The organism is Streptococcus sp. V919 (assembly GCF_054353475.1).
Window position 1 is genome coordinate 54954 of sequence record NZ_JBTHHY010000002.1, and the last position, 24536, is coordinate 79489.

A 24536-nucleotide genomic window follows, 5' to 3' on the forward strand; every position below is an offset into this window, starting at 1 on the left:
ATGATACAACTCATCGTCAACGCATTTGTCGAAAAAGAGAAGACTGGAGCAGTAGTCGAGGTCTTGTATGCTAGTAGCGATCACGAAAAAGTAAAAGCTAAGTATGAAGAGCTAACGGCTCAATATCCTGAAAACTATTTAGCTATCTATGATGTCCCGCTGGATACGGATTTGAATACACTAGATCACTACCCATCTGTGTGGATTGGGAAAGAAGAATTTGAATAAAACGACTATTGGTTGCTAGCTGATGTGAAACATCAAAAGAAAGGAAAACAAAACAATGATCGAACGTTACTCTCGCCCTGAGATGGCGAACATTTGGACTGAAGAAAATAAATACCGTGCTTGGCTTGAGGTGGAAATCTTGGCTGATGAAGCATGGGCTGAGTTGGGAGAAATCCCTAAGGAAGATGTGGCTTTGATTCGAGAGAAGGCGGATTTTGACATTGACCGTATTTTGGAAATCGAGCAGCAAACTCGTCACGATGTGGTTGCCTTCACACGTGCGGTTTCTGAAACTCTTGGTGAAGAGCGTAAGTGGGTTCACTATGGTTTGACATCTACTGACGTGGTCGATACTGCCTATGGTTACCTCTACAAACAAGCCAACGACATCATCCGCAAAGACCTTGAAAACTTCCTTAACATCATCGCTGACAAAGCGAAAGAACACAAGTTCACTATCATGATGGGTCGTACCCACGGTGTGCACGCTGAGCCGACAACCTTTGGTCTTAAATTGGCGACTTGGTACAGCGAAATGAAACGTAACATCGAACGTTTCGAGCATGCGGCTGCAGGTGTGGAAGCTGGTAAGATTTCTGGTGCGGTTGGTAACTTTGCCAACATCCCACCATTCGTTGAAAAATACGTCTGCGATAAATTGGGTATCCGTGCTCAAGAAATCTCTACACAGGTTCTCCCTCGTGACCTTCACGCTGAGTACTTTGCAGTTCTTGCGAGCATCGCAACTTCTATCGAGCGTATGGCGACTGAAATTCGTGGTCTTCAAAAATCAGAACAACGTGAAGTGGAAGAGTTCTTTGCTAAAGGTCAAAAAGGTTCATCTGCTATGCCTCACAAACGTAACCCTATCGGTTCTGAAAACATGACAGGTCTTGCACGTGTGATCCGTGGTCACATGGTCACAGCTTACGAAAATGTGTCACTCTGGCACGAACGTGATATCTCTCACTCATCAGCTGAGCGTATCATCGCACCAGATACAACCATCTTGATTGACTACATGCTCAACCGTTTCGGAAACATCGTTAAGAACTTGACAGTCTTCCCAGAAAACATGATCCGCAACATGAACTCTACATTTGGTTTGATCTTCAGCCAACGTGCCATGCTTACTTTGATTGAAAAAGGCATGACACGTGAGCAAGCTTACGACCTTGTTCAACCGAAGACTGCCCAATCATGGGATAACCAAGTCGACTTCAAACCACTTCTTGAAGCAGATCCAGAAGTAACATCACGCCTCACTCAAGAAGAAATCGACGAAATCTTCAACCCAACATATTACACTAAACGTGTTGATGAAATCTTCGAACGTATCGGTTTGGGTGACTAATGACAACAATAAAAAGCGAGATTTAATCTCGCTTTTTATTTGTGCTTAATCTTTTTTCTTGCTTAGTCCATAAGCTGTGAGTGCAGTCATCAGACCTGTAGCAATCAACCATTCTGACTCTTGGTTTCCTGTTTCAGGAAGTTTATTTTCTTTTACTACAGGAGCTGGGCCTTGAGGAAGAGCTTGTTTTTCCTCAGCAGGAACAGTTGCTGGAGTTGGCACGTTTGGAATTTCTAATTTCGGTTTTTCTTCTGCAACAGGAGCTGGCACATTTGGAATCTCTAATTTCGGTTTTTCTTCCGCAGCAGGAGCTAGTCCATGTTCGTCTCCTACATGTGTTACAAGAGTTCCAACTTCGATGATTTGAGTAACTGGTTCTTGAGCGATGGCACTGCTTACCAATGTTTTAACTTCAGTTCCATCAGCATTAGTAGTCACAGAATAGAATTGACTACGACGCCCCTTAACGCCTTCGGTTACTACACGAGTTTCTCCCTTAGGTAAGGCATCAGTTTCACGAGTAATAGTTGTAAACGGAATTTCTTCGTCCTCAATCACAACACGTGGTTTGGCATCTGCAACAGGAGCGACTCCTTCTTCGTCACCGACATGAGTGACTGGAGTTCCAACTTCAACCACTTGGTTGACAGCTTCTTTTGTGACTTTTTCTTCAAGAACTGTTTCGGTTTCTTTACCATTTTCAGTAGTAACTGAGACGTAGATTGTACGTTCGCCTTTGGCACCTTCAGTGACAACTTTTTCTTGTCCTGCTGGAAGGTTAGGATTTTCCTTCTTGACAGTCTCAAATGGAATTTCTTCCGTTCTTGTGATAAGCTCTGGTTTGGTTTCGACGTTGGCAGCAACTTCATTTTCATCAAGACTTCCTGAGTGAGTTGCAGCCGGTTTAAGACCAAGTCTCGCAACTTTAAGGTTAGCTACAAGTGTATCCAACTCAGCTTGCTTATTACGGTTGAGATTGTAGTTCAGAGCATCTTTAGCAGTCTTGAGAGCCTCGAGGCTTTCTGTGCTATATCCTTCTAAGTTTTCAGGAACTTTAGCAAGTTCCTCGCGAAGAGCCTTGTAGTCAGCACGGAAGTAGTCTTTGTTGTGGTCTGCAAAGGCAGTCATAAGTTCAAAGATTTCTTCTTCCTTGTACTCTGCTTGAGGTTTGTCCGCCCAGATGGCTAGCATACTACCAGTTGTTGGAAGGTCGACTTCAGGATACTTAGTTGAAGCTAGTTGTTTAAATGGTACTTTTTCAGTATTTTCAATAGCTTTTGATAGAGGATAGGCTTCGTCATTCTTATGGTTACCTAGAACATAGTACCAGTCTCCATTGGTATTAAGGATTTTGTAACCCTTGCTTGCAAGATACTGAGGAGATGCAAGGTTGTAACCCCACCAGCCTTTAGACCAGTAAGAGATGATGACATCTTTATCAAACTCAACATCGTCATTATCATCGTAGTAGAAGCCATCGTTAAAGGCCATTGGTTGCAAGCCCTTTTCTTTAGCCATAGCAGCTAGGCTATTTGAGTACTCAGCAAACTTACCGTATAGACCATACCACTTGAGGTAGTACCAACCTTGAGCATTGGTAGCATCATTGGCATACTCATCTGTACCATAGTTAAAAATCTTAGTCTTGCCTGCAAAGAAGTCCATGTACTTGCCAATAAGGGCTTTTGTAAAGTTCATTGCTTCCTCGTTTTCAAGGTCCATAGTTGTTTTTGAGACTTTATCAAAATTAGCTTGAGGATTTGCGATGCCTAGTTTTTCCATAGCGACAAGCATAGCATCCATGTGACCTGGACTATTGATAGCAGGGATGAGCCCGAGACCCTTATCTTTAGCATACTGGATAAGCTCAGTGATTTCAGCTTGGCTCAGAGTTGTTCCATTTGGATCATCGTAATAAGCTTTTGTTCCTTCAATGATTGCGTTTTTCACATCGTCACTTGCATAGGTCTTGCCGTTTGCAGTGATGGTCATATCATTTAGCAGGAAGCGAAGTCCGTCATTTCCGAGGAGGAGATGAATATCAGAGTAACCAAGTTCGCTAGCCTTATCTACGATACGTTTGAGTTGGTCTAGAGTGAAGTATTTACGACCAGCATCGATAGAGATGACCTTGTTCTTCTCAAGTTTTTCAACTTCGCGTTTAGCATCTTCTTCTTTTTGAGCTTCTGGAGTGAAGGTCAAGTTGCTGACAGCTTCTTGAAGTTTTGCAATGGCTTGGTCAATGCTATCTTGTTGAGAACGACTAAGGTTGCTATCAAGAGAGCGAATGGCTTTTTCTGCTTCTTTGACAGCTGCAATACTTTCAGCTGTGTAGCGACTAAGGTCTGTTGGGACTTCTTTCAGAGCTTGTTCAGCAGACTCGTAGTCAGCAGCAAAGTATTCAGCATTTGAGTTTGCGAATTGACGCATGAGTTTGAAGAGACGAGATGGAGAGTAGCGAGCAGATGGAGTATCAGCCCAAGCAGCTACCATCCCACCGATAATAGGAACATCAGCTCCTTCTGTTTTTGGAACAGAAGTGATTGGCGTACTCTTAATGCCATTCAATCCTTGGTCTAGGTTATACCAACCTTGTCCGTCAGCATTACGTCCGAGAACATAGTACCAAGCATCATTCGTATTAAGGATTTGGTGTCCTTTTTCAGATAGAAGTTTAGACGAGGCAACATCGTAACCGCCCCAACCACCAGTCCACATAGACACGATAATGTCTTTATCAAAGGTACCAAAAGTAGTGTCACTATTATAGTAAATACCGTCGTTAAAGGCCATTGGTTTAAGGCCATGAGATTTGACTATATGAGCTAGGTCATTAGCATAGGCGATGAATTTATCATAGCCCTTATCTGGGAAGCCATCTTCTGGATACCATTTATAGGCTTGAAGAACGCTCCATCCTTTGGCATCAGTAGCATCGTTAGCGTACTCATCCAAACCGATGTTGAAGATTTCAGACTTGCCAGCAAAGTAAGCAGCGTATTTATCAATCAAAGCTTTTGTGAAGGCAACTGCTTTTTCATTATCAAGGTCAACGGTACGTGCAGATTCTTTACCAAAATAGTTGAAATTAGGGTTTTCAATACCGAGTTCTTTCATAGCATTGAGGATAGCATCCATATGACCAGGACTGTTAACAGAAGGGATAAGTCCAATGCCTTTATCCTTAGCATAGCTGATCAAGTCGGTCATTTCACTTTCAGTTAGATGATTACCATTTGGATCGTTGTAGTAGGCATTTGTTCCGTTTTCGACAGCACGTTTAACATCGTCACTTGCGTAAGTTTTGTCTCCTACAGTTAGGGACATATCATCAAGCATAAAGCGCAAGCCGTCATTTCCGACGAGGAGATGAAGGTCAGTGTAACCATAGTGTTTTGCCTTGTCGATGATTTCTTTTAATTGGTCAGGAGAGAAGTATTTACGACCTGCATCGATAGAAACGATTTTCTTTTTGGCAAGTTTTTCATCCACTTGAGCTTCTCTCTCTGTAGCAACTACAGGAGCTTCAACTTTAGCAACTTCTTTGTTTTCAACTTTTTCTTTTTCAGATTCTGCCTTCTTAACTTCTTCAGTTACTTCTGATTTTTCTGGAGCGACCTCGTTTTTAGCAGGATCTTCTAAGGCAGGAGAAGGAGTAGCTTCAACTTTTAGAGCTTCAGTATTTGTTACTGGAGTGGCTGGAGTCACTGGAGTCACATTTTCTGTTGACGGAGCAGTCTCGAGCTTTTCTTCACTCGTTTGTGGAGCGGATTCTCCAGTAGTTTGGATAGTAGGCTGATCCTCTGTTGTGACAGGTACAACTCCGTCAGCCGCAACACCCTGGGCTTGAAAAGCAAATCCAATTAATACAGAAGCTGCTCCGATTGCATACTTACGAATAGAGAAGCGCTGTTTGTTTTCTGGTTTCATTAAAAACCTCCTTTTCGCATTCTTGATAGCGTTTTCACATACTGACTTTATTGTATGTTCAAACAAAAATAAAGTCAAGTTTTTGAGGAAATTACTATAAAAAATAGAATAAATTATAAATTAAGATATATTTTCCAAGTTTTGACTATTTTTTAGTAAAAAGGTTACTAATTATAGAATTGTTTGAAATGCTATTCTCAGGAAAGGGAGCTGATGCTATAATGGGTATATAAAAAACCTGAGACAGTTGTCTCAGGATTTTAAACATTAGTGACCACGGTCACAAGAGATGAATTTAATTTTGTAGAAATCAGAACGTTTATAAGTTTCGATGTATTCCAAAACTTGACCAGTTGCTTCAAGCTTAGTTGTCCTAGTTTGGAAAACAGTTGGGAATTGAGTGTCGATTCCTAGGATAGAAGCGGCATGTTCTGGAGTTGGAAATACAATTTCATTAATTTCTTCAAAATGCTCGTCATTCATGTGAATGTGGTAGTCCAATTTGAAACGATTATAGACAGAACTATAGTATTCAAGGTTTGGATAGTTGGCATTGATGTATTGTTCAGGGATGTATGAACTATGATAGATATAGGTGATGCCGTTTGTTTCACGAACACGTTCAATCTTGTAGTAGAATTGATCACCACGTAGGCCGAGCTTTTCTAGATATTTAAGATCGTTCCCGCGTTCGATAGAAAGAACAGTTACATTATCGTCTTTGGTCTCGAAGATTTCTACATCAGAAAATTCAACGAGTTTATGCTTGCGAGCACGAGCTACGAATGTTCCTTTACCTTGTTGACGAACAATGTATCCGTCTTTAGCAAGGTCATTCAAGGCGCGAACTACTGTGATTGAACTAACATCATACATGGAAATCAATTCTGCTTCAGTGTAGAATTTATCTCCACTAGCAAATTGACCAGAAATGATCTTATTTTTCAATTCATCTTTAATGTATTGATACTTTGGAATTGCCATATTTTCACCTCATTTTTTCCTTCTCCATTTATGATTTTAACATAAAATCGAAAAAAAGAGTAGAAAAGCACTGAAAAAATTTAAAATATCGGAATAAGAAATTAGAATACATATAAATAATTTGTGTTTTATTCCTTATTTTTGCTTGTTTTTTCAAAATGTTGATTTAACGGGCTTTGAGAAGGTTTTTAGAAAAGATTCAGTAAAAAAAATAGAAAAATTTTAAAGAAAATTTCAAAAGGTATTGACATTAACCCCCGATTAGTTTATAGTTGATATAACAATACATGAAAGCGCAAACTTTTTCGTTTTTAGGGGAGGAAGAATGGCAAGATTTGAAATTAAAGATGATTTCTATCTGGATGGGAAACCATTCAAGATTTTGTCTGGGGCCATTCACTATTTTAGAGTTCCTACGGAAGATTGGCATCATTCATTGTACAACCTCAAAGCATTAGGCTTCAATACAGTTGAGACTTATGTCGCTTGGAACATGCATGAACCTGTTGAAGGACACTTTAATTTTGAAGGTGATCTTGATTTAGAGAGATTTCTTCAAACTGCACAAGATTTGGGCTTATATGCAATTGTGCGTCCTTCTCCATTTATCTGTGCAGAGTGGGAATTCGGTGGTTTACCAGCATGGCTCTTGACCAAGGAGATGAGAATTCGGTCATCTGACCCGGCTTTCATTGACATGGTTGGTCGCTACTATGATCAGTTGCTTCCACGTCTAGTTCCGAGATTATTGGAAAACGGTGGGAACATTCTCATGATGCAAGTCGAAAATGAGTACGGATCCTATGGCGAGGACAAGACCTACTTGAGGGAAATTCGACGTTTGATGGAAGAACGAGCAGTTACTTGTCCGCTTTTCACATCAGATGGTCCATGGCGAGCAACTCTTAAGGCAGGTACCTTAATTGAGGATGATCTCTTTGTGACTGGGAACTTTGGTTCCAAAGCTACTTATAATTTTTCACAGATGCAAGAATTCTTAGATGAGTATGGCAAGAAATGGCCACTCATGTGTATGGAATTCTGGGATGGCTGGTTTAATCGTTGGAAAGAACCTATCATCAAGCGTGATCCAGAAGAATTAGCAGAAGCAGTTCGCGAGGTTTTGGAGCTAGGCTCTATCAACCTTTACATGTTCCACGGTGGAACAAACTTTGGTTTTATGAATGGTTGCTCAGCTCGAGGAACGATTGATTTACCACAAGTAACTTCTTATGATTATGACGGTCTTTTAGGCGAAGCTGGAAATCCAACTGCTAAATATTTCGCAGTGAAAGAGATGATGGCGACTCACTATCCTGAGTATCTGCAATCTGAGCCACTTTACAAGGAAAGTATGGAAGTTGAAGCAATTCCGCTAGTCGAGAAGGTTTCTCTATTTGAAACCTTGGATGACCTATCAAGTCCGATTGAAAGTCTCTATCCAAAGAAAATGGAAGAACTTGGGCAAAGTTATGGCTACCTACTCTATCGTACAGAAGCTAGTTGGGATGCAGATGAAGAACGCATTCGAATTATTGATGGACGAGATAGAGCACAGCTCTTTGTAGATGGCAAGTGGATTGCTACTCAATACCAGACAGAAATCGGCGAAGATATCTTTTGTCAAGGAAAAAAGAAAGCACTCTCCAACATTGATATACTCATTGAAAATATGGGACGTGTCAACTATGGGCACAAATTCTTAGCTGATACCCAGCGAAAAGGAATTCGCACAGGTGTTTGTAAAGATTTGCATTTCTTGCTCAACTGGAAACAATATCCGCTTCCGCTTGATAATCCCGAGAATATTGATTTCTCTAAGGGATGGACAGAAGGGCAACCTGCCTTTTACGCTTATGACTTTGAAGTTGAGGCGCCAAAGGATACCTACTTAGACTTATCTGAGTTTGGTAAAGGGATTGCTTATATCAACGGGCATCATCTAGGCCGTTTCTGGAATGTTGGTCCAACCTTATCTCTATATATTCCACATAGCTATCTCAAGGAAGGTGCTAACCGCATCATTATCTTTGAAACTGAAGGGGAATATAAGGAACACATACATTTAACTCGTAAACCTACACTAAAACTTATAAAGGGGGAAAACTTATGACAATTGTAGGATGCCGTATAGATGGGCGCTTAATTCACGGACAAGTAGCAAACCTTTGGTCTGCTAAACTGAATGTTTCACGTATCATGGTCGTTGACAATGAAGTTGTGAACAACGACGTTGAAAAAAGTGGCTTGAAACTTGCAACACCACCAGGTGTAAAACTTAGTATTTTGCCAGTTGATAAAGCAGCAGCGAATATCCTTGCTGGTAAATATGATAGCCAACGTCTGTTGATTGTAGCACGCAAACCTGACCGTTTCCTCGGTTTGGTAGAAGCAGGTGTGCCACTTGAAACTGTCAATGTCGGCAACATGTCTCAAACACCAGAAACACGTGCGATCACACGTTCTATTAACGTTGTGGATAAAGACGTGGAAGACTTCCGTAAATTAGCGGAAAAAGGTGTTAAACTCACTGCTCAAATGGTTCCAAATGATCCAGTTTCAGACTTTTTGAGCTTATTAAAATAGGAAAAAATTTTTAGGAGGTCATTGTTATGATACAATGGTGGCAAATTTTACTTCTCACTTTGTACTCAGCTTATCAAATCTGTGATGAGTTGACGATCGTTTCTTCTGCAGGTTCGCCTGTATTCGCTGGTTTCATTACTGGTTTAGTCATGGGAGATTTGACAACTGGTTTGTTTATCGGTGGTAGCTTGCAGTTGTTCGTACTTGGGGTAGGTACCTTCGGTGGTGCTTCTCGTATTGACGCAACTTCTGGTGCGGTACTTGCGACAGCTTTCTCAGTTGCACAAGGTATCGAAACAGACCTTGCGATTACTACAATCGCTGTACCAGTAGCGGCACTCTTGACTTACTTCGACGTACTTGGTCGTATGACTACAACATTCTTCGCTCACCGTATTGATGCTGCGATCGAACGCTTTGACTACAAAGGAATCGAACGCAACTACCTTCTTGGTGCGCTTCCTTGGGCTCTATCTCGTGCCCTTCCAGTATTCTTCGCCCTTGCTTTCGGTGGAGAATTCGTTACAGGTGTTGTAAACCTTGTTAAAGAATACCAATGGGTTGCAGACGGTTTGACTCTTGCAGGTCGTATGCTTCCAGGTCTTGGATTCGCTATCTTGCTTCGTTACCTTCCAGTTAAACGTAACCTTCACTATCTTGCTATGGGATTTGGTTTGACAGCTATGTTGACTGTACTTTACTCATATGTAACAAGTCTTGGTGGAGCAGTTGCTGGTATCGTTGGCATGCTTCCAGCTGAAGTTGCTGAAAAAATTGGCTTTGCTAACAACTTCAAAGGATTGTCTATGATCGGTATCTCTATCGTAGGTATTTTCCTTGCAGTGCTTCACTTCAAAAATAGCCAAAAAGTAGCTGTAGCAGCACCTTCTACACCATCAGAAAGTGGGGAAATTGAAGATGACGAATTCTAATTACAAATTAACAAAAGAAGATTTTAATCAAATTAACAAACGTAGCTTGTTCACTTTCCAATTGGGATGGAACTACGAACGTATGCAAGCATCAGGTTACCTTTACATGATCTTGCCACAATTGCGTAAAATGTATGGAGATGGAACTCCTGAGTTGAAAGAAATGATGAAAGTTCATACTCAATTCTTCAACACTTCACCATTCTTCCACACAATCATCGCTGGTTTTGACCTTGCCATGGAAGAAAAAGATGGTGTAGTCTCAAAAGACGCGGTTAACGGTATCAAGACAGGTTTGATGGGACCATTCGCTCCTCTTGGAGATACTATCTTTGGTTCACTTGTACCTGCTATCATGGGATCTATCGCTGCAACAATGGCTATCGCTGGTCAACCTTGGGGTATCTTCCTTTGGATTGCAGTTGCAGTAGCTTATGACATCTTCCGTTGGAAACAGTTGGAATTTGCCTACAAAGAAGGGGTTAACCTTATCAACAACATGCAAAGTACTTTGACAGCTTTGATTGAAGCTGCATCTGTACTTGGTGTATTCATGATGGGTGCTCTTGTAGCAACAATGATCAACTTTGATATTTCTTACAAATTGCCAATCGGTGAAAAAATGATTGATTTCCAAGACATCTTGAACTCAATCTTCCCACGTTTGCTTCCAGCAATCTTCACTGCATTCATCTTCTGGTTGCTTGGTAAGAAAGGTATGAACTCTACAAAAGCTATCGGTATCATTATCGTGCTTGCCTTGGCTCTTTCTGCCTTTGGTAAATTTGCACTTGGAATGGGCGCATAATTTATGACTAAATCATTGATTTTAGTGAGTCACGGTCGTTTCTGTGAAGAACTTAAAGGTAGCACAGAAATGATTATGGGACCACAAGAAAACATTCATACGGTAGCTCTTCTTCCAGAAGATGGACCAGAAGAATTTGCTGCGAAATTTGAAGCTGCTGTTGAAGGTTTGGGTGATTTCCTAGTCTTTGCAGATCTTCTTGGTGGAACACCATGTAACGTGGTGAGCCGTCTAATTATGGAAGGTCGCGACATTGAACTTTATGCAGGGATGAACCTTCCAATGGTCATTGAGTTTATCAATGCAAGCCTAACAGGTATCGATGCAGACTATAAGAGTCGTGCGTCAGAAAGCATTGTGAAAGTTAATGATTTATTAGCTAGCTTCGATGACGATGAAGATGAATAAGATGTCACAAACCATCTTATAAAAAATATACATGGGAATGGGAGCGACTCCCATTCCCATGTTTTCAATCATGAAACAATATTAGATTAGAGGTTTTCAATGCTAGATTATACAAAAGAAGATTTGCTTGAGTTGGGAGCAGAGATCACCACACGCGAAATTTACCAACAACCAGATGTTTGGAAGGAAGCTTTTGAATCCTATCAAGCCCGCCGGGATGAAATTGCAGCCTTTTTGCAAGGGATTGCAGATAAACATGACTACATCAAGGTTATCCTGACTGGTGCTGGAACTTCAGCTTATGTAGGTGACACCTTGGTTCCATACTTCAAGGAAGTCTATGATGAACGTAAATGGAATTTCAATGCTATTGCGACAACTGATATCGTTGCAAACCCACAAACTTATTTGAAAAAAGACGTGGCAACTGTTTTGGTATCATTCGCACGTAGCGGAAATTCCCCTGAGAGTGTAGCAACGGTTGACTTGGCTAAGGCCTTGGTTGATGAGCTTTATCAAGTAACAATCACTTGTGCTGCTGAAGGGAAATTAGCTCTTCAAGCTCATGGTGATGACCGCAATCTATTGCTCTTGCAACCAGCGGCTTCTAACGATGCTGGATTTGCTATGACATCGAGCTTTACTTCAATGATGCTAACAGCTCTCTTAGTCTTTGATCCAACAGAATTTGCTGTTAAAGCTGAACGTTTTGAAGTGCTTTCTAGTCTTGCTCGTAAGGTTCTTGATAATGTAGCGGATGTCAAAGAATTGGTTGACCTAGACTTTAACCGAGTGATTTACTTAGGTGCAGGTCCATTCTTCGGACTTGCTCATGAGGCACAACTGAAAATTTTGGAATTGACTGCTGGTCAGGTTGCGACAATGTATGAAAGCCCAGTTGGCTTCCGTCATGGTCCAAAATCTCTTATCAATGAAGATACTGTAGTTTTAGTTTTTGGTACTACAACAGACTATACTCGTAAGTATGACTTAGACTTGGTTCGTGAAGTTGCAGGGGACCAAATCGCTCGTCGCGTTGTTCTCTTGAGTGATCAAGCCTTTGGTCTTGAAAACGTTAAGGAAGTAGCACTTGGCTGTGGTGGAGTTTTGAATGACGTTTACCGTGTATTCCCTTATATTGTTTACGGACAGTTGTTTGCTCTTTTGACTTCACTTAAAGTTGGCAACAGACCTGATACACCATCACCTACAGGTACAGTAAACCGCGTCGTTCAAGGTGTTATTATTCACGAATTTAAACAATAAGGAGAGAAGGATGAAAGCATACACAGAACGTGTATTTGGGAAAGTTGATGGTAAGGATGTTGTCGCTTATCGCTTTGAAACAGAAGCAGGCTATCAACTAGAAATCATGACCTATGGTGCAACGATTCTACGCTATGTAACTCCTGATAAGGCTGGTAATTTTGCCAATGTTATCCTAGACTTTGATGATTTTGACAGCTATGTAGGTAACAGTCCTAAACATGGAGCGAGTGTAGGTCCAGTTGCAGGTCGTATCGCAGGTGCGACATTCGAATTGAATGGGAAAACCTATGACCTCGAAGTCAACAACGCTAGCAACTGTAACCATAGCGGTTCAACAGGTTGGGATTCTAGTTTGTTTGAGCTAGTTGAGGTGAGTGACCATGGCTTGACTCTTTACACGGAAAGAGCAGACGGTACAGGAGGTTTTCCTGGAAATCTTAAAATCTGGATTAGCTACCACTTGGAAGAAAATGGTGCTTACGAAGTTAGTTACAAGGTGACGACGGACCAAGATACCTTGGTTAATCCGACCAACCATAGCTACTTTAACCTGTCTGGTGATTTCACTCAAACGGTTGACCGCCATGTTTTCCAACTGAATACAGAGGGGATTTATCCAATTGCTCCTGACGGCGTGCCCGCTAAAACTCCAGATGCTAATCGTGATGTGGTCAAACATATCTACAATGGTGCCTTGTTGAAAGATATCTTTGCAGAAGAAGATGAGCAAATTCAACTTGTATCTGGTTTGGATCATCCATTTGCTCTTCCTGTAGGACATGATAATGCTGGTTTCCTCTATGATCAAGGTTCAGGTCGCTTCTTACTCTTTAAAACAGAAGCTCCTTGCTTTGTAGTCTACACAGCAAACTTTGTCGATGATAGTGTCATTATCGCTAGTCAACCAATGATTCAACATAATGGGATTGCTCTTGAGGCGCAAGCTTTACCAGATGCTATTCATAGTGATCTGAAAGATCAAGTCATCCTCAAAGCAGGTGAAACTTTCACAAGCAAAACACGTTACGAAATTGTCGTTAAATAAAAAAATTCTCTGGAATCATAAGATTTCAGAGAATTTTTTATTATTCTTCATCTTCATCTGGTGTGAGAATCATCGGGATGATGATTGGTTCACGTTCAGTGTTTTCGTATAGGAATGGTCGAATAGCGTTGACAATGGCACCATTGACAGACTGAATGCTGGCATCTTTGTTTTTCAATGCGATACGAATAGCGTTGAAAAGGATACGTTGACTTTGACGAATCAAGTCACCAGACTCGCGCATGTAGACAAATCCACGGCTGAGGATATCTGGACCTGAAATAATCATTTGAGACTTGAAGTCAACGGTTGCGACAGCAAGGACGACACCATCTTCGGATAGATCGCGACGATCTTTTAGGACTGCTGCACCGATTTCACCGATACGATTACCATCGACGTAGATATCCTGAGCATTGAAATGACCTGCGATACGAGCAGAGTTTGCGGTGAGGGCAAGCACATCACCATTGCTCATGATAAAGATATTGTCCTTCTCTACTCCAGTATCTACAGCTAGTCCAGCGTGAACTTTCTGCATACGATATTCACCGTGAACAGGCATGAAGTATTTTGGTTTAATGAGGCGGAGCATGAGTTTTTGTTCTTGCTGACCACCGTGTCCAGAGGTATGGATGTTATTAACCTTACCATGGATTACTTCAACACCAGCTTCAGAAATGATGTTAATCAATTTGTTAACGCTAGTGGTATTTCCTGGAATTGGGCTAGATGAGAAGATAACGGTATCACCAGGTTGGAGTTGCACCTGACGGTGAGTTCCGTTAGCGATACGAGAGAGAGCCGCCATAGGTTCACCCTGGCTACCTGTACAGAGGATAAGAATCTCACTCGCAGGGTAGTCTTTAATTTCATTTGGCTCGATGAAGGTCCCCTTAGGAGCCTTGATGTAGCCAAGTTCAATCCCATTGACAATGGCTTTCTCCATAGAACGCCCAAAGACAGCGATTTTACGACCAGTCTTAACAGCAGCTTCTGTTGCTTGTTGGAGACGGAAGATATTTGAGGCAAAGGATGCAAAGATGATCCGTCCTTCGATACCTTGGATAATCTTCATGATAGACTGGCCAACGACCTTTTCAGAGTTTGTAAAGGTTGGCACTTCAGCATTTGTCGAGTCAGAGAGAAGACAAAGTACTCCGTCCTCGCCTAAAGCTGCCATACGGTGCAAGTCTGCAGGTTCACCAACTGGTGTAAAGTCAAACTTGAAGTCACCCGTACAAACGATTTTCCCTTGAGGTGTGTGAATAACGATACCCAAAGGCTCTGGAATCGAGTGGGTTGTTCTAAAGAAGGTTGCCTTAAGATTTTTAAAGGTCAACTCAGTGTTGTGGTTGATTTCGTGAAGTGTAGCGTTGCGCAAAAGTCCGTGCTCTTCGAGTTTGCCACGGATCAAGGCAAGAGCTAGAGGTCCTGCATAGATAGGGATATTTGCTTGCTTGAGCAAGAACGGAATCCCTCCGATATGGTCCTCGTGTCCGTGGGTAATCAAGAGAGCCTTGACGCGGTCGATATTTTCGACAATGTAAGAGTAATCAGGGATAACGTAGTCGATACCAAGAAGGTCATCCTCAGGGAATTTAATCCCTGCATCAACGATGATGATTTCGTCTTGGTATTCGATTCCGTATGTGTTTTTACCGATTTCTCCTAGACCACCAATGGCAAAAACGCCCACTTCTTCTGGTTTAAGAGTATAGGCCATATTAGAACTCCGTAATTTCGAAAGCGCCAGTTTCTTTTTCGTAGTCTAGCAATTTGTCTGACAAGAGCTCGATATATTCTACGTTATATTCTGGGCGGTTTTTTTCAACAAGTTCACGGGCAATAATGCGTCCTTCAAGTTCTGAACTAGCATCGATGTCTAAGTAAAGTGAGCGTGTTGTTTCACGACGTGGGCTACGGTCTTTTGTTTCTTGATAAAAAACTTTGTAAATCATGTGTTTCCTTTCTGTTTTCAGGTCAGCGGTATTCAAAAAATTACCAGCTTGAAGCTGTTTGTTTCCATTTCATTTTCTGTCTGGATTGACCTTGATTCGTTACAATTATCTCAATTATAACATAAAAAGGGGAATTAGTAAAAGCAGGAAACATGAAAGTAAGGAGCTTGAAATGCGTTTCATTTTACCTTGTCTAAGTATTTGAAGACTTTGGAATCAAGTGCTATAATAAAGTTAGAAAAGAGGTTTTCCTTATGAAGGAGGGCAGGATATGTTTCAACTAGCTATTGTCATTCGTCTTCTGGCCTTTGCGGGATTTGTTGCCTGTGTTTACGGAGGAAATGTTTTGTATACTCGGCTAGAGTATCGGAAAGCCAAACTCATATGGAAGATTGGCTTCGTGACTCTGTATTCGTTTTTCCTTCTTTTGGTGACCTATGTGGTCTGGTTCGTATTTTACTTTGGTTTGAATTCTTGAGTGCTTGTCCTGTCTGTTTGGCAGGACAATTTTGTTTCGGGGCAAAGAAAATTCCCATGCGGGGGCTTTTGTAGTATAATAGTAAACAGACAAAAAGATAGGAATGTGTTATGAAAGTATTAGCATTTGATACGTCTAGCAAGGCTCTGTCTCTAGCCATTTTAGAGGACAAGCAGCTTCTTGCCGAGACCACAATTAATATCAAGAAAAATCACAGTATTACCCTTATGCCAGCCATCGATTTTTTGATGACCTGTCTAGATTTGACACCAAAGGACTTGGATAGAATCGTTGTGGCAGAGGGGCCTGGTAGTTATACTGGCTTGCGAATCGCAGTAGCAACTGCCAAGACCTTGGCACATACCCTGAACATTGAGTTGGTGGGGATGTCTAGTCTTTTAGCTCTAGTACCAAGCCAGCAGGAAGGTCTGGTGGTCCCTCTGATGGATGCACGTCGTAACAATGTTTATGCAGGTTTTTATGAAAATGCCCAACATGTCCTTCCCGAAGCCCACTTGTCTTTTGCGGAAGTTTTAGAGCAAGTCAAGGATGCTGAACAAGTCACTTTTGTCGGAGAAGTGGGAGCCTTTGCTGAGCAAATCCAAGAGCGTTTACCACAGGCTAACTATCAGGAAACCTTACCAAATGCAGCGAATCTAGCTCTCTGGGCTTGGGACAAGGAAGTCGACTCTTTGCACGATTTTGTACCAAACTATCTCAAACGTGTCGAAGCTGAGGAAAATTGGCTCAAAAATCACACTGAGTCTGGCGAATCTTACATCAAACGCCTATGATTGAAATCAAACGAATCCAACAGCAACCTGACTTGGTACAGGCAATTTACGCTGTCATGACGGATGTTTACACAGTTAGCCCTTGGAACTTGGAACAAATCCAAGCAGACCTATCTCAAGATCAGACCTGGTATGCTCTTGCTTTTGATGGGGTAGAAGTGATTGGTTTTCTAGCAGTTCAGGAGAATTTTTTTGAAGCAGAAGTCCTGCAAATCGCTGTCAAAAAAGCCTATCAAGGACAGGGGATAGCATCAGACTTGTTTGCAACTTTACCGACGGACAAGGAGATTTTCCTCGAAGTCAGAAAGTCAAATCAACGAGCACAAGCATTTTACAAGAAAGAAAAAATGGCGGTCATCGCTGAGAGAAAGGCCTACTACCATGATCCAGTTGAGGACGCCATTATCATGAAGAGAGAAATAGATGAAGGATAGATATATTTTAGCATTTGAGACATCCTGTGATGAGACCAGTGTCGCCGTCTTAAAAAACGACGATGAGCTCTTGTCCAACGTCATTGCTAGTCAAATTGAAAGTCACAAGCGCTTTGGTGGTGTAGTGCCAGAAGTCGCCAGTCGTCACCATGTCGAAGTTATCACAGCTTGTATCGAGGAAACTCTAGCAGAAGCAGGGATTGCCGAAGAGGACGTGACAGCTGTTGCCGTTACCTATGGACCAGGCTTGGTCGGAGCCTTGCTAGTTGGCTTGTCAGCTGCTAAGGCCTTTGCTTGGGCACATGGACTTCCTTTGATTCCTGTGAACCACATGGCTGGTCACCTCATGGCGGCTCAAAGTGTGGAACCCTTGGAGTTTCCTTTGCTAGCCCTTCTAGTCAGCGGTGGACACACAGAGTTGGTCTATGTTTCTGAAGCTGGTGATTATAAGATTGTTGGAGAAACGCGTGATGATGCGGTTGGCGAGGCCTATGACAAGGTCGGTCGTGTCATGGGCTTGACCTATCCAGCAGGTCGGGAGATTGACGAGTTAGCCCACCAAGGTCAGGATATTTATAACTTCCCTCGTGCCATGATTAAGGAGGATAATCTGGAGTTTTCATTCTCAGGTTTGAAGTCTGCTTTTATCAATCTGCACCACAATGCCGAGCAAAAGGGAGAAAGCTTATCCAAGGAAGACCTATCTGCTTCCTTCCAAGCAGCAGTCATGGATATTCTCATGGCAAAAACCAAGAAAGCTTTAGAGAAATACCCTGTTAAAACCCTAGTCGTGGCTGGTGGTGTAGCTGCCAACAAAGGCCTGAGAGAACGCCTAGCAGCCGAAATCACCGACGTCAAGGTTATCATTCCACCTCTGCGACTTTGCGGAGATAATGCGGGAATGATTGCTTATGCTAGCGTTAGCGAGTGGAACAAAGAAAATTTTGCAGGCTTGGAGCTAAATGCCAAACCTAGCCTGGCTTTTGATACCATGGAATAAAGAGTTAGCCTAGGGTTAGCTCTTTTATCTTGGACAAATGCCCGAGTTTTTTAGTATAGTAGAAATATGAGATTTAAAAAAACAATGAGTGTTGTGCTTGCTCTTGGAGCTTTATTGCTCTGTATGTCAGCTTGCCAGCATATTCCAAAGATACAATTGATTCTATTTGAGTCACTGTCATTCAATATGCCCCTCAAATCTCTTGAAAAAGTGTTTGGAGAAGCTGATGAAGTGATAGAAGAAACGGGAACCGCCTTTCGGGACACTTGGCATGCAAGGGATCCTTATTTCTATAAAACAGGCCGGCTTTTCTATCATTACGAAAATATTGCATTGAATGGTTATACAGGTCGAGCGGATTTCACATTTTCAAAATCACATCGCTTGGAAGAAGTGACAGTTCATATTCCTGTAGCTTCAAAAATGGAGCAACAAGTAGCACTCTACAATTTATCCCAGACTATAAAAAAAGAAATTGAAGCTCTTCCGACTTTCCAATCTGTAACTACCGAGACAGTAGGACTATACGACGACGGTTATCGCTATAAAGTCAAATTGAAAGGAGAAAGGAGAGAGCTCTGGGTTGATGTCTACCCGATAGAAGATGAATATACTGAAAAAAATGAAGGTTATAAGTATAGAATTCGAATTGATCAATTTCTCATGTATCCATAATGAACCATACTGTTCAGGGTCTGATACTTGCTATTAGTTTCAAATTCCAGACTGTTTTCTCCTCTTTGAATGTGTTATAATAATTTTTGCTGTGACTGTCTGGAAAGCAGTTGATGAAGGAATGAATAGTGAGGAGGTTTATGAAAGAAAAAGGATTTTGGGATGGTGTGCAGGCTGCGGTGCCAACGGCTCTGGGCTATGTTAGCATTGGTCTTGCTTGTGGCATTATCGGTTCCCCTTATGTAACCCCTGTAGAGATGGGCTTGATGAGCCTCTTTGTCTATGCTGGGAGTGCTCAGTTTGCCATGATAGCCTTGATAGCAGTTCAAGCCCCTGTGGCAGCCATTGCTATGACGGTCTTTTTGATTAATCTGCGTCTCTTCTTGCTGAGTTTGCATGCGTCGACCTATTTCCGTCATACTAGCTTATGGCATAATATCGGAATGTCCAGCCTCTTGACCGATGAGACTTACGGGGTCTTGATGGGAGAGCTAGTTCATACGGATAAGGTCAATCCTATGTGGATGCACGGGAACAACCTTAACAGCTATGTAGCTTGGTTTGTCGGAACTGTTGTCGGAACTGCTCTAGGTGGACTTCTACCAAATCCAGAAATTTTTGGCTTAGATTTTGCCCTAGTGGGGATGTTTATTGGAATTTTTACTTCCCAGTTTCAGATTATGCAAAAACGGATTCCTTTGCGCAATCTCTTCATCATTCTGGGAGTTGTTGCTGTTTCCTTTTTTGTAATCTTGACAGTAGTGTCTCAGTCGCTAGCTGTTCTGTTTGCGACCTTGCTAGGTTGTACCATGGGGGTGGTCTTGGATGGTCAGTAAGTATATTTTATTAGCAATTGTCTTTTCTGGCTTGGTGACTTGGATTCCAAGAATGATTCCTTTTATTCTAGCCAAGTACAAGGGTTTGCCGCCTATCGTAGAGCGCTTTTTGAAATTTCTACCAGTTTCTATTATCTTTGCCTTGATTCTTTCAAGTGTGGTGACAGGAAAAGTTGGAAGCCTTCCGCAGATAAAGTGGTTAGACTTTTTAGCAGTCTTTCCAACGGCTTTTGTAGCCTTTCGTTACCGCAATCTGGTTGGGACTGTTCTCTTTGGAGTAGTCTTGATAGCAGTCCTACGTTTGGTCTTTTAATCAGCCATAAAGAAAACCTATCACAAATATAGAAATCATATAATAGCGTAATTCCTTTTTTTCTGTTAAGATAAGATTGTATTCTATTTTGGAGGAAATATCATGAAAAAAATCGTTAAATATTCATCACTTGCTGCCCTAGGGCTTGTAGCCGCAGGTGTATTGGCAGCTTGCTCAGGCGGTGAAAAGAAAGATGCTGCATCTGGTGAAGCAACATCTAGTAAAAAAGAAATTATCGTTGTAACCAATGCTACACCAAAACCATTCAACTATGAAGAAAATGGCGAATTGACTGGTTACGAGATTGAAGTGGTTCGCGCTATCTTTAAAGATTCTGACAAGTATACTGTCAAGTTTGAGAAGACAGAGTGGTCAGGTGTTTTTGCAGGACTTGATGCTGATCGTTACCAAATGGCTGTTAGCAACATCAGCTACACTAAAGAACGTGCTGAAAAATACCTTTATGCAGCTCCAACTGCTAAAAACCCTAACGTTCTTGTAGTGAAAAAAGATGACTCTAGCATCAAATCGTTTGATGATATCGGTGGAAAATCAACAGAAGTTGTTCAAGGAACAACATCTGCTAAACAGCTAGAAGACTACAACAAACAACACTCAGATAACCCAACTATCCTTAACTACGTTAAAGGGGACTTCCAACAAATCATGGTACGTTTGAGTGATGGCCGATTTGACTACAAGATTTTTGATAAAATCGGTGTAGAGACAGTCATCAAGGACCAAGGTTTGGATAACTTGAAAGTTATCGAACTTCCAAGCGACCAACAACCTTACGTATACCCACTTCTTGCCAAAGGTCAAGATGAGTTGAAGGCATTTGTGGACAAACGCATCCAAGAATTATATAAAGATGGAACCCTTGAAAAGCTATCTCAACAGTTCTTTGGCGGTTCTTATCTGCCAGCAGAAGCTGATATTAAATAAATTTTTAAATCATCCATTCTCTGGTAGATGGATGATTTTCCATTCTGTAGGTATATAGTTTCAAACTATAGGTCTTCCTATCTATTAACAATTTGCGAAATCAAATAAAGTATGAGATACTATTACGGTATTATTTTTAAAGGAGAAAGAATCATGAAAATCAAAAAATGGTTAGGCGTAGCAGCTATCGCTACAGTAGCAGGTCTTACACTTGTAGCTTGCGGAAATTCAGACAAGAAAGCAGACAATGCAACTACAGTTAAAATTGCGACTGTTAACCGTAGTGGATCAGAAGAAGCACGTTGGGATAAAGTCCAAGAATTGCTTGAAAAAGACGGCATTAAATTAGAATTCACAGAGTTTACAGATTACTCACAGCCAAACAAGGCAACTGCTGATGGTGAAGTAGACTTGAACGCTTTCCAACACTACAACTTCTTGAATAACTGGAACAAAGAAAACGGAAAAGATCTTGTAGCGATTGCAGATACTTATATCTCACCAATCCGCCTTTACTCAGGTAAAAACGGAGAAGAAAACAAGTACACTAAAGTGGAAGAAATCCCAGATAAGGGTGAAATCGCAATTCCAAATGATGCTACTAACGAAAGCCGTGCCCTTTACCTTCTTCAATCAGCTGGTTTGATTAAATTGGATGTTTCAGGAACTGAACTTGCTACAATCGCTAACATCAAAGAAAATCCAAAGAACTTGAAAATCACTGAGTTGGATGCTAGCCAAACAGCTCGTTCATTGACATCAGTTGATGCAGCGGTTGTCAACAACACTTTTGTTACAGAAGCAAAATTGGACTACAAGAAAGCACTCTTTAAAGAGCAAGCTGACGAAAACTCAAAACAATGGTACAACATCATCGTTGCGAAAAAAGATTGGGAATCATCACCTAAAGCTGATGCAATCAAGAAAATTATCGCAGCTTACCACACTGACGAAGTGAAAAAAGTCATCGAAGAAACTTCAGACGGCTTGGATCAACCAGTTTGGTAATAAACACAGGGAGGTGGGAGAGATTTTTCCACCTCTTGCTTTTATATAGAGACTAAAGTAATTGCCCCCACTTGTATTGATTCCAAAGGTACAAGCCCTAGTAGAAAGGTAGAGAGAAAATGGTTTTTCCTAGCCAAGAAGAACAAATTGAAAAGTTTGAAAAGGATCATGTAGCGCAACATTACTTTGAAGTTTTGCGGACCTTGATTTCTAAAAAATCAGTCTTTGCCCAACAAGTTGGCCTGAAAGAGGTGGCTTGTTATCTAGGCGAAATCTTCAAGCGTGTAGGTGCAGAGGTCGAGATTGATGAGAGCTATACAGCACCCTTTGTCATGGCGCATTTCAAAAGTTCACGTCCAGATGCCAAAACTATCATTTTCTACAACCACTATGACACAGTACCTGCGGATGGCGACCAAGTCTGGACAGAGGATCCATTTACGCTTTCTGTCCGTGATGGCATCATGTATGGACGCGGGGTGGATGATGACAAGGGACATATCACTGCCCGCTTGAGTGCTCTTAGAAAATACATGCAGCATCATGATGATCTACCAGTCAATATCAGTTTCATCATGGAAGGAGCTGAAGAGTCTGCCTCTATGGACTTGGATAAATATTTAGAAAAACATGCGGACAAACTCCGAGGCGCAGATTTATTAGTCTGGGAACAAGGAACAAAGAATGCCTTAGAGCAGTTAGAAATCTCAGGTGGAAACAAGGGAATTGTGACCTTTGATGCCAAGGTCAAGAGTGCCGATGTGGACATCCACTCTAGCTACGGCGGAATTGTAGAGTCAGCTCCATGGTATCTCATTCAAGCCTTGAACAGTTTACGAGCTACGGATGGGCGTATCTTGGTAGAAGGTTTGTACGATCATGTGCAGGAGGCCAATGAACGTGAGTTAGCCTTGATTGAAACCTATGCACAACGAAATCCAGAGGAAATCAGCCAGATTTATGGCTTGGAATTGCCTCTTTTACAAGAGGAACGTACAGCCTTTCTCAAACGATTCTTCTTTGAACCAGCACTCAATATCGAAGGAATTCAGTCTGGTTATCAAGGTCAAGGAGTTAAAACGATTTTGCCAGCAGAGGCTAGTGCCAAGCTAGAAGTACGTTTAGTTCCTGGGCTAGAACCCCATGATGTTTTGGAGAAAATCCGAAAACAACTAGACAAAAACGGCTTTGATAAGGTAGAATTGTACTATACTTTGGGTGAGATGAGCTATCGAAGTGACATGAGTGCGCCGGCCATTCTCAATGTCATTGAGCTGGCCAAGAAATTTTATCCACAGGGCGTATCGGTCTTGCCAACAACGGCTGGGACAGGTCCTATGCATACAGTCTTTGATGCCTTAGAAGTACCCATGGTTGCCTTTGGTCTAGGAAATGCTAATAGCCGAGACCATGGTGGAGATGAAAATGTGCGAATCGCCGATTATTACACCCATATTGAATTAGTAGAGGAGCTGATTAGAAGTTATGAGTAGAGACATTATCAAATTAGACCAGATTGATGTGACTTTCCACCAGAAGAAAAGAACTATCACAGCGGTCAAGGATGTGACCATTCACATCCAAGAAGGGGATATCTACGGAATTGTAGGATATTCTGGAGCAGGGAAATCAACCCTAGTACGTGTTATTAATCTCTTGCAAAAACCATCTGCAGGTAGAATTACCATTGATGATGATGTAATCTTTGATAACAAGGTTACCTTAACTGCTGGGCAATTGCGCCGCAAACGTCAAGATATTGGGATGATTTTCCAACACTTTAACCTTATGAGTCAAAAAACGGCCGAGGAAAATGTAGCCTTTGCCCTCAAACACTCTGGCCTTAGCGAGAAAGATAAGAAGGCTAAAGTGGCTGAATTATTAGACTTGGTCGGCTTGGCTGACCGTGCCGAAAACTATCCTTCACAACTTTCTGGAGGTCAAAAACAACGTGTGGCTATTGCGCGTGCCTTGGCAAATGATCCAAAAATCTTGATTTCAGACGAGTCGACTTCAGCTCTCGACCCTAAGACAACGAAACAAATCTTATCTCTCTTGCAAGATTTGAATCGCAAGCTAGGTTTGACCATTGTCTTGATTACACATGAGATGCAGATTGTCAAAGACATTGCTAACCGTGTAGCTGTGATGCAGGATGGTCGCTTGATTGAAGAGGGCAGTGTTCTTGAAATCTTCTCAGATCCTAAGCAACCATTGACTCAGGACTTTATCTCAACTGCGACAGGTATTGATGAAGCTATGGTCAAGATTGAGAAACAAGAAATTGTAGAGCACTTATCTGAAAACAGCATTTTGGTACAACTCAAGTATGCAGGAGCTTCTACAGATGAGCCACTTTTGAATGAGTTGTACAAACACTACCAAGTAACAGCCAATATTCTTTATGGAAATATTGAAATTTTGGATGGTACCCCTGTGGGTGAGCTTGTTGTTGTTTTGTCTGGAGAAAAAGAAGCATTGGCAAGCGCTCAAGATGCCATCCGTCAGGCTGGTGTGCAACTAAAAGTATTGAAGGGAGGACAGTAAG

The 24536-nt window shown here is 41.6% G+C and carries 24 protein-coding genes; 20 read left to right on the forward strand and 4 right to left on the reverse strand.

Features of this window, described 5'->3' with window-relative positions:
* Nucleotides 1-228 (forward strand): hypothetical protein, encoded by a 228-nt coding sequence (locus ACXYSK_RS06380; RefSeq protein ID WP_045760093.1) that lies wholly within the window; start codon nt 1-3, stop codon nt 226-228.
* 55 nt (nt 229-283) lie between these two features.
* A complete protein-coding gene (purB, locus tag ACXYSK_RS06385; protein WP_003009314.1) occupies nt 284-1582 on the forward strand; it encodes an adenylosuccinate lyase in 1299 nt (432 codons plus the stop codon).
* Between the two features lie 45 nt (nt 1583-1627).
* Here the strand turns inward: purB and strH are convergent, their stop codons facing one another.
* Both strH and ACXYSK_RS06395 read right to left on the reverse strand, forming a co-directional pair.
* Nucleotides 1628-5512: an LPXTG-anchored beta-N-acetylhexosaminidase StrH gene (gene strH / locus ACXYSK_RS06390; RefSeq protein ID WP_458625442.1), complete on the reverse strand. Its 3885-nt coding sequence runs from the start codon at nt 5510-5512 to the stop codon at nt 1628-1630.
* A 267-nt stretch (nt 5513-5779) separates the two neighbouring features.
* Entirely contained in the window at nt 5780-6496 is a 717-nt protein-coding gene (locus ACXYSK_RS06395) for a GntR family transcriptional regulator (RefSeq protein ID WP_458625443.1), read from the reverse strand.
* Between the two features lie 325 nt (nt 6497-6821).
* Here ACXYSK_RS06395 and ACXYSK_RS06400 point away from each other — a divergent pair, with 325 nt between their 5' ends.
* The 7 genes from ACXYSK_RS06400 to ACXYSK_RS06430 all read left to right on the forward strand — a co-directional run bounded on the left by ACXYSK_RS06400 (nt 6822) and on the right by ACXYSK_RS06430 (nt 13544).
* Nucleotides 6822-8609, forward strand: a complete 1788-nt coding sequence (locus ACXYSK_RS06400; protein WP_458625444.1) for a glycoside hydrolase family 35 protein — start codon at nt 6822-6824, stop codon at nt 8607-8609.
* Nucleotides 8606-9082, forward strand: a complete 477-nt coding sequence (locus ACXYSK_RS06405; RefSeq protein ID WP_214262566.1) for a PTS system mannose/fructose/N-acetylgalactosamine-transporter subunit IIB — start codon at nt 8606-8608, stop codon at nt 9080-9082. The genes ACXYSK_RS06400 and ACXYSK_RS06405 overlap by 4 nt, the downstream gene beginning before the upstream one ends.
* 26 nt (nt 9083-9108) lie before the next feature.
* On the forward strand, nt 9109-10014 hold the full coding sequence (locus ACXYSK_RS06410; protein WP_214262567.1) for a PTS mannose/fructose/sorbose/N-acetylgalactosamine transporter subunit IIC: 906 nt from the start codon (nt 9109-9111) through the stop codon (nt 10012-10014).
* Nucleotides 10001-10822, forward strand: coding sequence for a PTS system mannose/fructose/sorbose family transporter subunit IID (locus ACXYSK_RS06415; RefSeq protein WP_458625445.1), 822 nt, complete (start codon nt 10001-10003; stop codon nt 10820-10822). The genes ACXYSK_RS06410 and ACXYSK_RS06415 overlap by 14 nt, the downstream gene beginning before the upstream one ends.
* A gap of 3 nt (nt 10823-10825) precedes the next feature.
* Nucleotides 10826-11230, forward strand: a complete 405-nt coding sequence (locus ACXYSK_RS06420; RefSeq protein ID WP_458625446.1) for a PTS sugar transporter subunit IIA — start codon at nt 10826-10828, stop codon at nt 11228-11230.
* A 99-nt stretch (nt 11231-11329) separates the two neighbouring features.
* Nucleotides 11330-12496: an SIS domain-containing protein gene (locus tag ACXYSK_RS06425; protein ID WP_458625447.1), complete on the forward strand. Its 1167-nt coding sequence runs from the start codon at nt 11330-11332 to the stop codon at nt 12494-12496.
* Between the two features lie 10 nt (nt 12497-12506).
* Nucleotides 12507-13544 carry an aldose epimerase family protein gene (locus tag ACXYSK_RS06430; protein WP_458625448.1) on the forward strand — a complete coding sequence of 346 codons (1038 nt, stop codon included), beginning with the start codon at nt 12507-12509 and terminating at the stop codon, nt 13542-13544.
* Nucleotides 13545-13584: 40 nt separating this feature from the next.
* Here ACXYSK_RS06430 and rnjA read toward each other — a convergent pair whose 3' ends face one another.
* On the reverse strand, nt 13585-15270 hold the full coding sequence (gene rnjA / locus ACXYSK_RS06435) for a ribonuclease J1 (protein ID WP_006149607.1): 1686 nt from the start codon (nt 15268-15270) through the stop codon (nt 13585-13587).
* A gap of 1 nt (nt 15271) precedes the next feature.
* Complete coding sequence (locus ACXYSK_RS06440; protein ID WP_006149645.1) at nt 15272-15505, reverse strand: DNA-dependent RNA polymerase subunit epsilon; 234 nt, start codon at nt 15503-15505, stop codon at nt 15272-15274.
* 271 nt (nt 15506-15776) lie between these two features.
* Here ACXYSK_RS06440 and ACXYSK_RS06445 point away from each other — a divergent pair, with 271 nt between their 5' ends.
* The 11 genes from ACXYSK_RS06445 to ACXYSK_RS06495 all read left to right on the forward strand — a co-directional run bounded on the left by ACXYSK_RS06445 (nt 15777) and on the right by ACXYSK_RS06495 (nt 24535).
* A complete protein-coding gene (locus tag ACXYSK_RS06445) occupies nt 15777-15983 on the forward strand; it encodes a hypothetical protein (RefSeq protein WP_458625449.1) in 207 nt (68 codons plus the stop codon).
* Between the two features lie 110 nt (nt 15984-16093).
* Nucleotides 16094-16777: a tRNA (adenosine(37)-N6)-threonylcarbamoyltransferase complex dimerization subunit type 1 TsaB gene (gene tsaB, locus ACXYSK_RS06450; RefSeq protein ID WP_441348718.1), complete on the forward strand. Its 684-nt coding sequence runs from the start codon at nt 16094-16096 to the stop codon at nt 16775-16777.
* On the forward strand, nt 16774-17211 hold the full coding sequence (rimI, locus tag ACXYSK_RS06455) for a ribosomal protein S18-alanine N-acetyltransferase (protein WP_303943406.1): 438 nt from the start codon (nt 16774-16776) through the stop codon (nt 17209-17211). Before tsaB ends, rimI begins: the two co-directional genes overlap by 4 nt.
* Nucleotides 17201-18211, forward strand: a complete 1011-nt coding sequence (gene tsaD / locus ACXYSK_RS06460; RefSeq protein ID WP_441348719.1) for a tRNA (adenosine(37)-N6)-threonylcarbamoyltransferase complex transferase subunit TsaD — start codon at nt 17201-17203, stop codon at nt 18209-18211. The genes rimI and tsaD overlap by 11 nt, the downstream gene beginning before the upstream one ends.
* A 66-nt stretch (nt 18212-18277) precedes the next feature.
* Complete coding sequence (locus ACXYSK_RS06465; RefSeq protein WP_441348720.1) at nt 18278-18886, forward strand: hypothetical protein; 609 nt, start codon at nt 18278-18280, stop codon at nt 18884-18886.
* A 140-nt stretch (nt 18887-19026) separates the two neighbouring features.
* Complete coding sequence (locus ACXYSK_RS06470) at nt 19027-19722, forward strand: AzlC family ABC transporter permease (RefSeq protein ID WP_441348721.1); 696 nt, start codon at nt 19027-19029, stop codon at nt 19720-19722.
* Nucleotides 19712-20035, forward strand: a complete 324-nt coding sequence (locus tag ACXYSK_RS06475) for an AzlD domain-containing protein (protein ID WP_045762538.1) — start codon at nt 19712-19714, stop codon at nt 20033-20035. The genes ACXYSK_RS06470 and ACXYSK_RS06475 overlap by 11 nt, the downstream gene beginning before the upstream one ends.
* Before the next feature lie 102 nt (nt 20036-20137).
* Complete coding sequence (locus tag ACXYSK_RS06480) at nt 20138-20980, forward strand: amino acid ABC transporter substrate-binding protein (RefSeq protein WP_084921146.1); 843 nt, start codon at nt 20138-20140, stop codon at nt 20978-20980.
* 153 nt (nt 20981-21133) lie between these two features.
* Nucleotides 21134-21988: a MetQ/NlpA family ABC transporter substrate-binding protein gene (locus tag ACXYSK_RS06485; protein ID WP_458625450.1), complete on the forward strand. Its 855-nt coding sequence runs from the start codon at nt 21134-21136 to the stop codon at nt 21986-21988.
* A 119-nt stretch (nt 21989-22107) separates the two neighbouring features.
* Complete coding sequence (locus ACXYSK_RS06490; RefSeq protein ID WP_458625451.1) at nt 22108-23481, forward strand: M20 family metallopeptidase; 1374 nt, start codon at nt 22108-22110, stop codon at nt 23479-23481.
* Nucleotides 23474-24535 (forward strand): methionine ABC transporter ATP-binding protein, encoded by a 1062-nt coding sequence (locus tag ACXYSK_RS06495; protein ID WP_303943399.1) that lies wholly within the window; start codon nt 23474-23476, stop codon nt 24533-24535. The genes ACXYSK_RS06490 and ACXYSK_RS06495 overlap by 8 nt, the downstream gene beginning before the upstream one ends.
* Nucleotide 24536: the final 1 nt, after the last annotated feature.

Bases quoted from the DNA above. Each gene is read 5' to 3' on its own strand.
- ACXYSK_RS06420 (WP_458625446.1), top strand. From the start codon at position 10,826: ATGACTAAATCATTGATTTTAGTGAGTCACGGTCGTTTCTGTGAAGAA.
- ACXYSK_RS06495 (WP_303943399.1), top strand. From the start codon at position 23,474: ATGAGTAGAGACATTATCAAATTAGACCAGATTGATGTGACTTTCCAC.
- rimI (WP_303943406.1), top strand. From the start codon at position 16,774: ATGATTGAAATCAAACGAATCCAACAGCAACCTGACTTGGTACAGGCA.
- ACXYSK_RS06405 (WP_214262566.1), top strand. From the start codon at position 8,606: ATGACAATTGTAGGATGCCGTATAGATGGGCGCTTAATTCACGGACAA.
- ACXYSK_RS06475 (WP_045762538.1), top strand. From the start codon at position 19,712: ATGGTCAGTAAGTATATTTTATTAGCAATTGTCTTTTCTGGCTTGGTG.
- ACXYSK_RS06470 (WP_441348721.1), top strand. From the start codon at position 19,027: ATGAAAGAAAAAGGATTTTGGGATGGTGTGCAGGCTGCGGTGCCAACG.
- ACXYSK_RS06465 (WP_441348720.1), top strand. From the start codon at position 18,278: ATGAGATTTAAAAAAACAATGAGTGTTGTGCTTGCTCTTGGAGCTTTA.
- ACXYSK_RS06480 (WP_084921146.1), top strand. From the start codon at position 20,138: ATGAAAAAAATCGTTAAATATTCATCACTTGCTGCCCTAGGGCTTGTA.
- ACXYSK_RS06440 (WP_006149645.1), bottom strand. From the start codon at position 15,505: ATGATTTACAAAGTTTTTTATCAAGAAACAAAAGACCGTAGCCCACGT.
- rnjA (WP_006149607.1), bottom strand. From the start codon at position 15,270: ATGGCCTATACTCTTAAACCAGAAGAAGTGGGCGTTTTTGCCATTGGT.
- ACXYSK_RS06415 (WP_458625445.1), top strand. From the start codon at position 10,001: ATGACGAATTCTAATTACAAATTAACAAAAGAAGATTTTAATCAAATT.
- tsaD (WP_441348719.1), top strand. From the start codon at position 17,201: ATGAAGGATAGATATATTTTAGCATTTGAGACATCCTGTGATGAGACC.
- tsaB (WP_441348718.1), top strand. From the start codon at position 16,094: ATGAAAGTATTAGCATTTGATACGTCTAGCAAGGCTCTGTCTCTAGCC.
- ACXYSK_RS06490 (WP_458625451.1), top strand. From the start codon at position 22,108: ATGGTTTTTCCTAGCCAAGAAGAACAAATTGAAAAGTTTGAAAAGGAT.
- ACXYSK_RS06430 (WP_458625448.1), top strand. From the start codon at position 12,507: ATGAAAGCATACACAGAACGTGTATTTGGGAAAGTTGATGGTAAGGAT.
- ACXYSK_RS06380 (WP_045760093.1), top strand. From the start codon at position 1: ATGATACAACTCATCGTCAACGCATTTGTCGAAAAAGAGAAGACTGGA.
- ACXYSK_RS06400 (WP_458625444.1), top strand. From the start codon at position 6,822: ATGGCAAGATTTGAAATTAAAGATGATTTCTATCTGGATGGGAAACCA.
- ACXYSK_RS06395 (WP_458625443.1), bottom strand. From the start codon at position 6,496: ATGGCAATTCCAAAGTATCAATACATTAAAGATGAATTGAAAAATAAG.
- ACXYSK_RS06485 (WP_458625450.1), top strand. From the start codon at position 21,134: ATGAAAATCAAAAAATGGTTAGGCGTAGCAGCTATCGCTACAGTAGCA.
- strH (WP_458625442.1), bottom strand. From the start codon at position 5,512: ATGAAACCAGAAAACAAACAGCGCTTCTCTATTCGTAAGTATGCAATC.
- ACXYSK_RS06425 (WP_458625447.1), top strand. From the start codon at position 11,330: ATGCTAGATTATACAAAAGAAGATTTGCTTGAGTTGGGAGCAGAGATC.
- ACXYSK_RS06410 (WP_214262567.1), top strand. From the start codon at position 9,109: ATGATACAATGGTGGCAAATTTTACTTCTCACTTTGTACTCAGCTTAT.
- purB (WP_003009314.1), top strand. From the start codon at position 284: ATGATCGAACGTTACTCTCGCCCTGAGATGGCGAACATTTGGACTGAA.
- ACXYSK_RS06445 (WP_458625449.1), top strand. From the start codon at position 15,777: ATGTTTCAACTAGCTATTGTCATTCGTCTTCTGGCCTTTGCGGGATTT.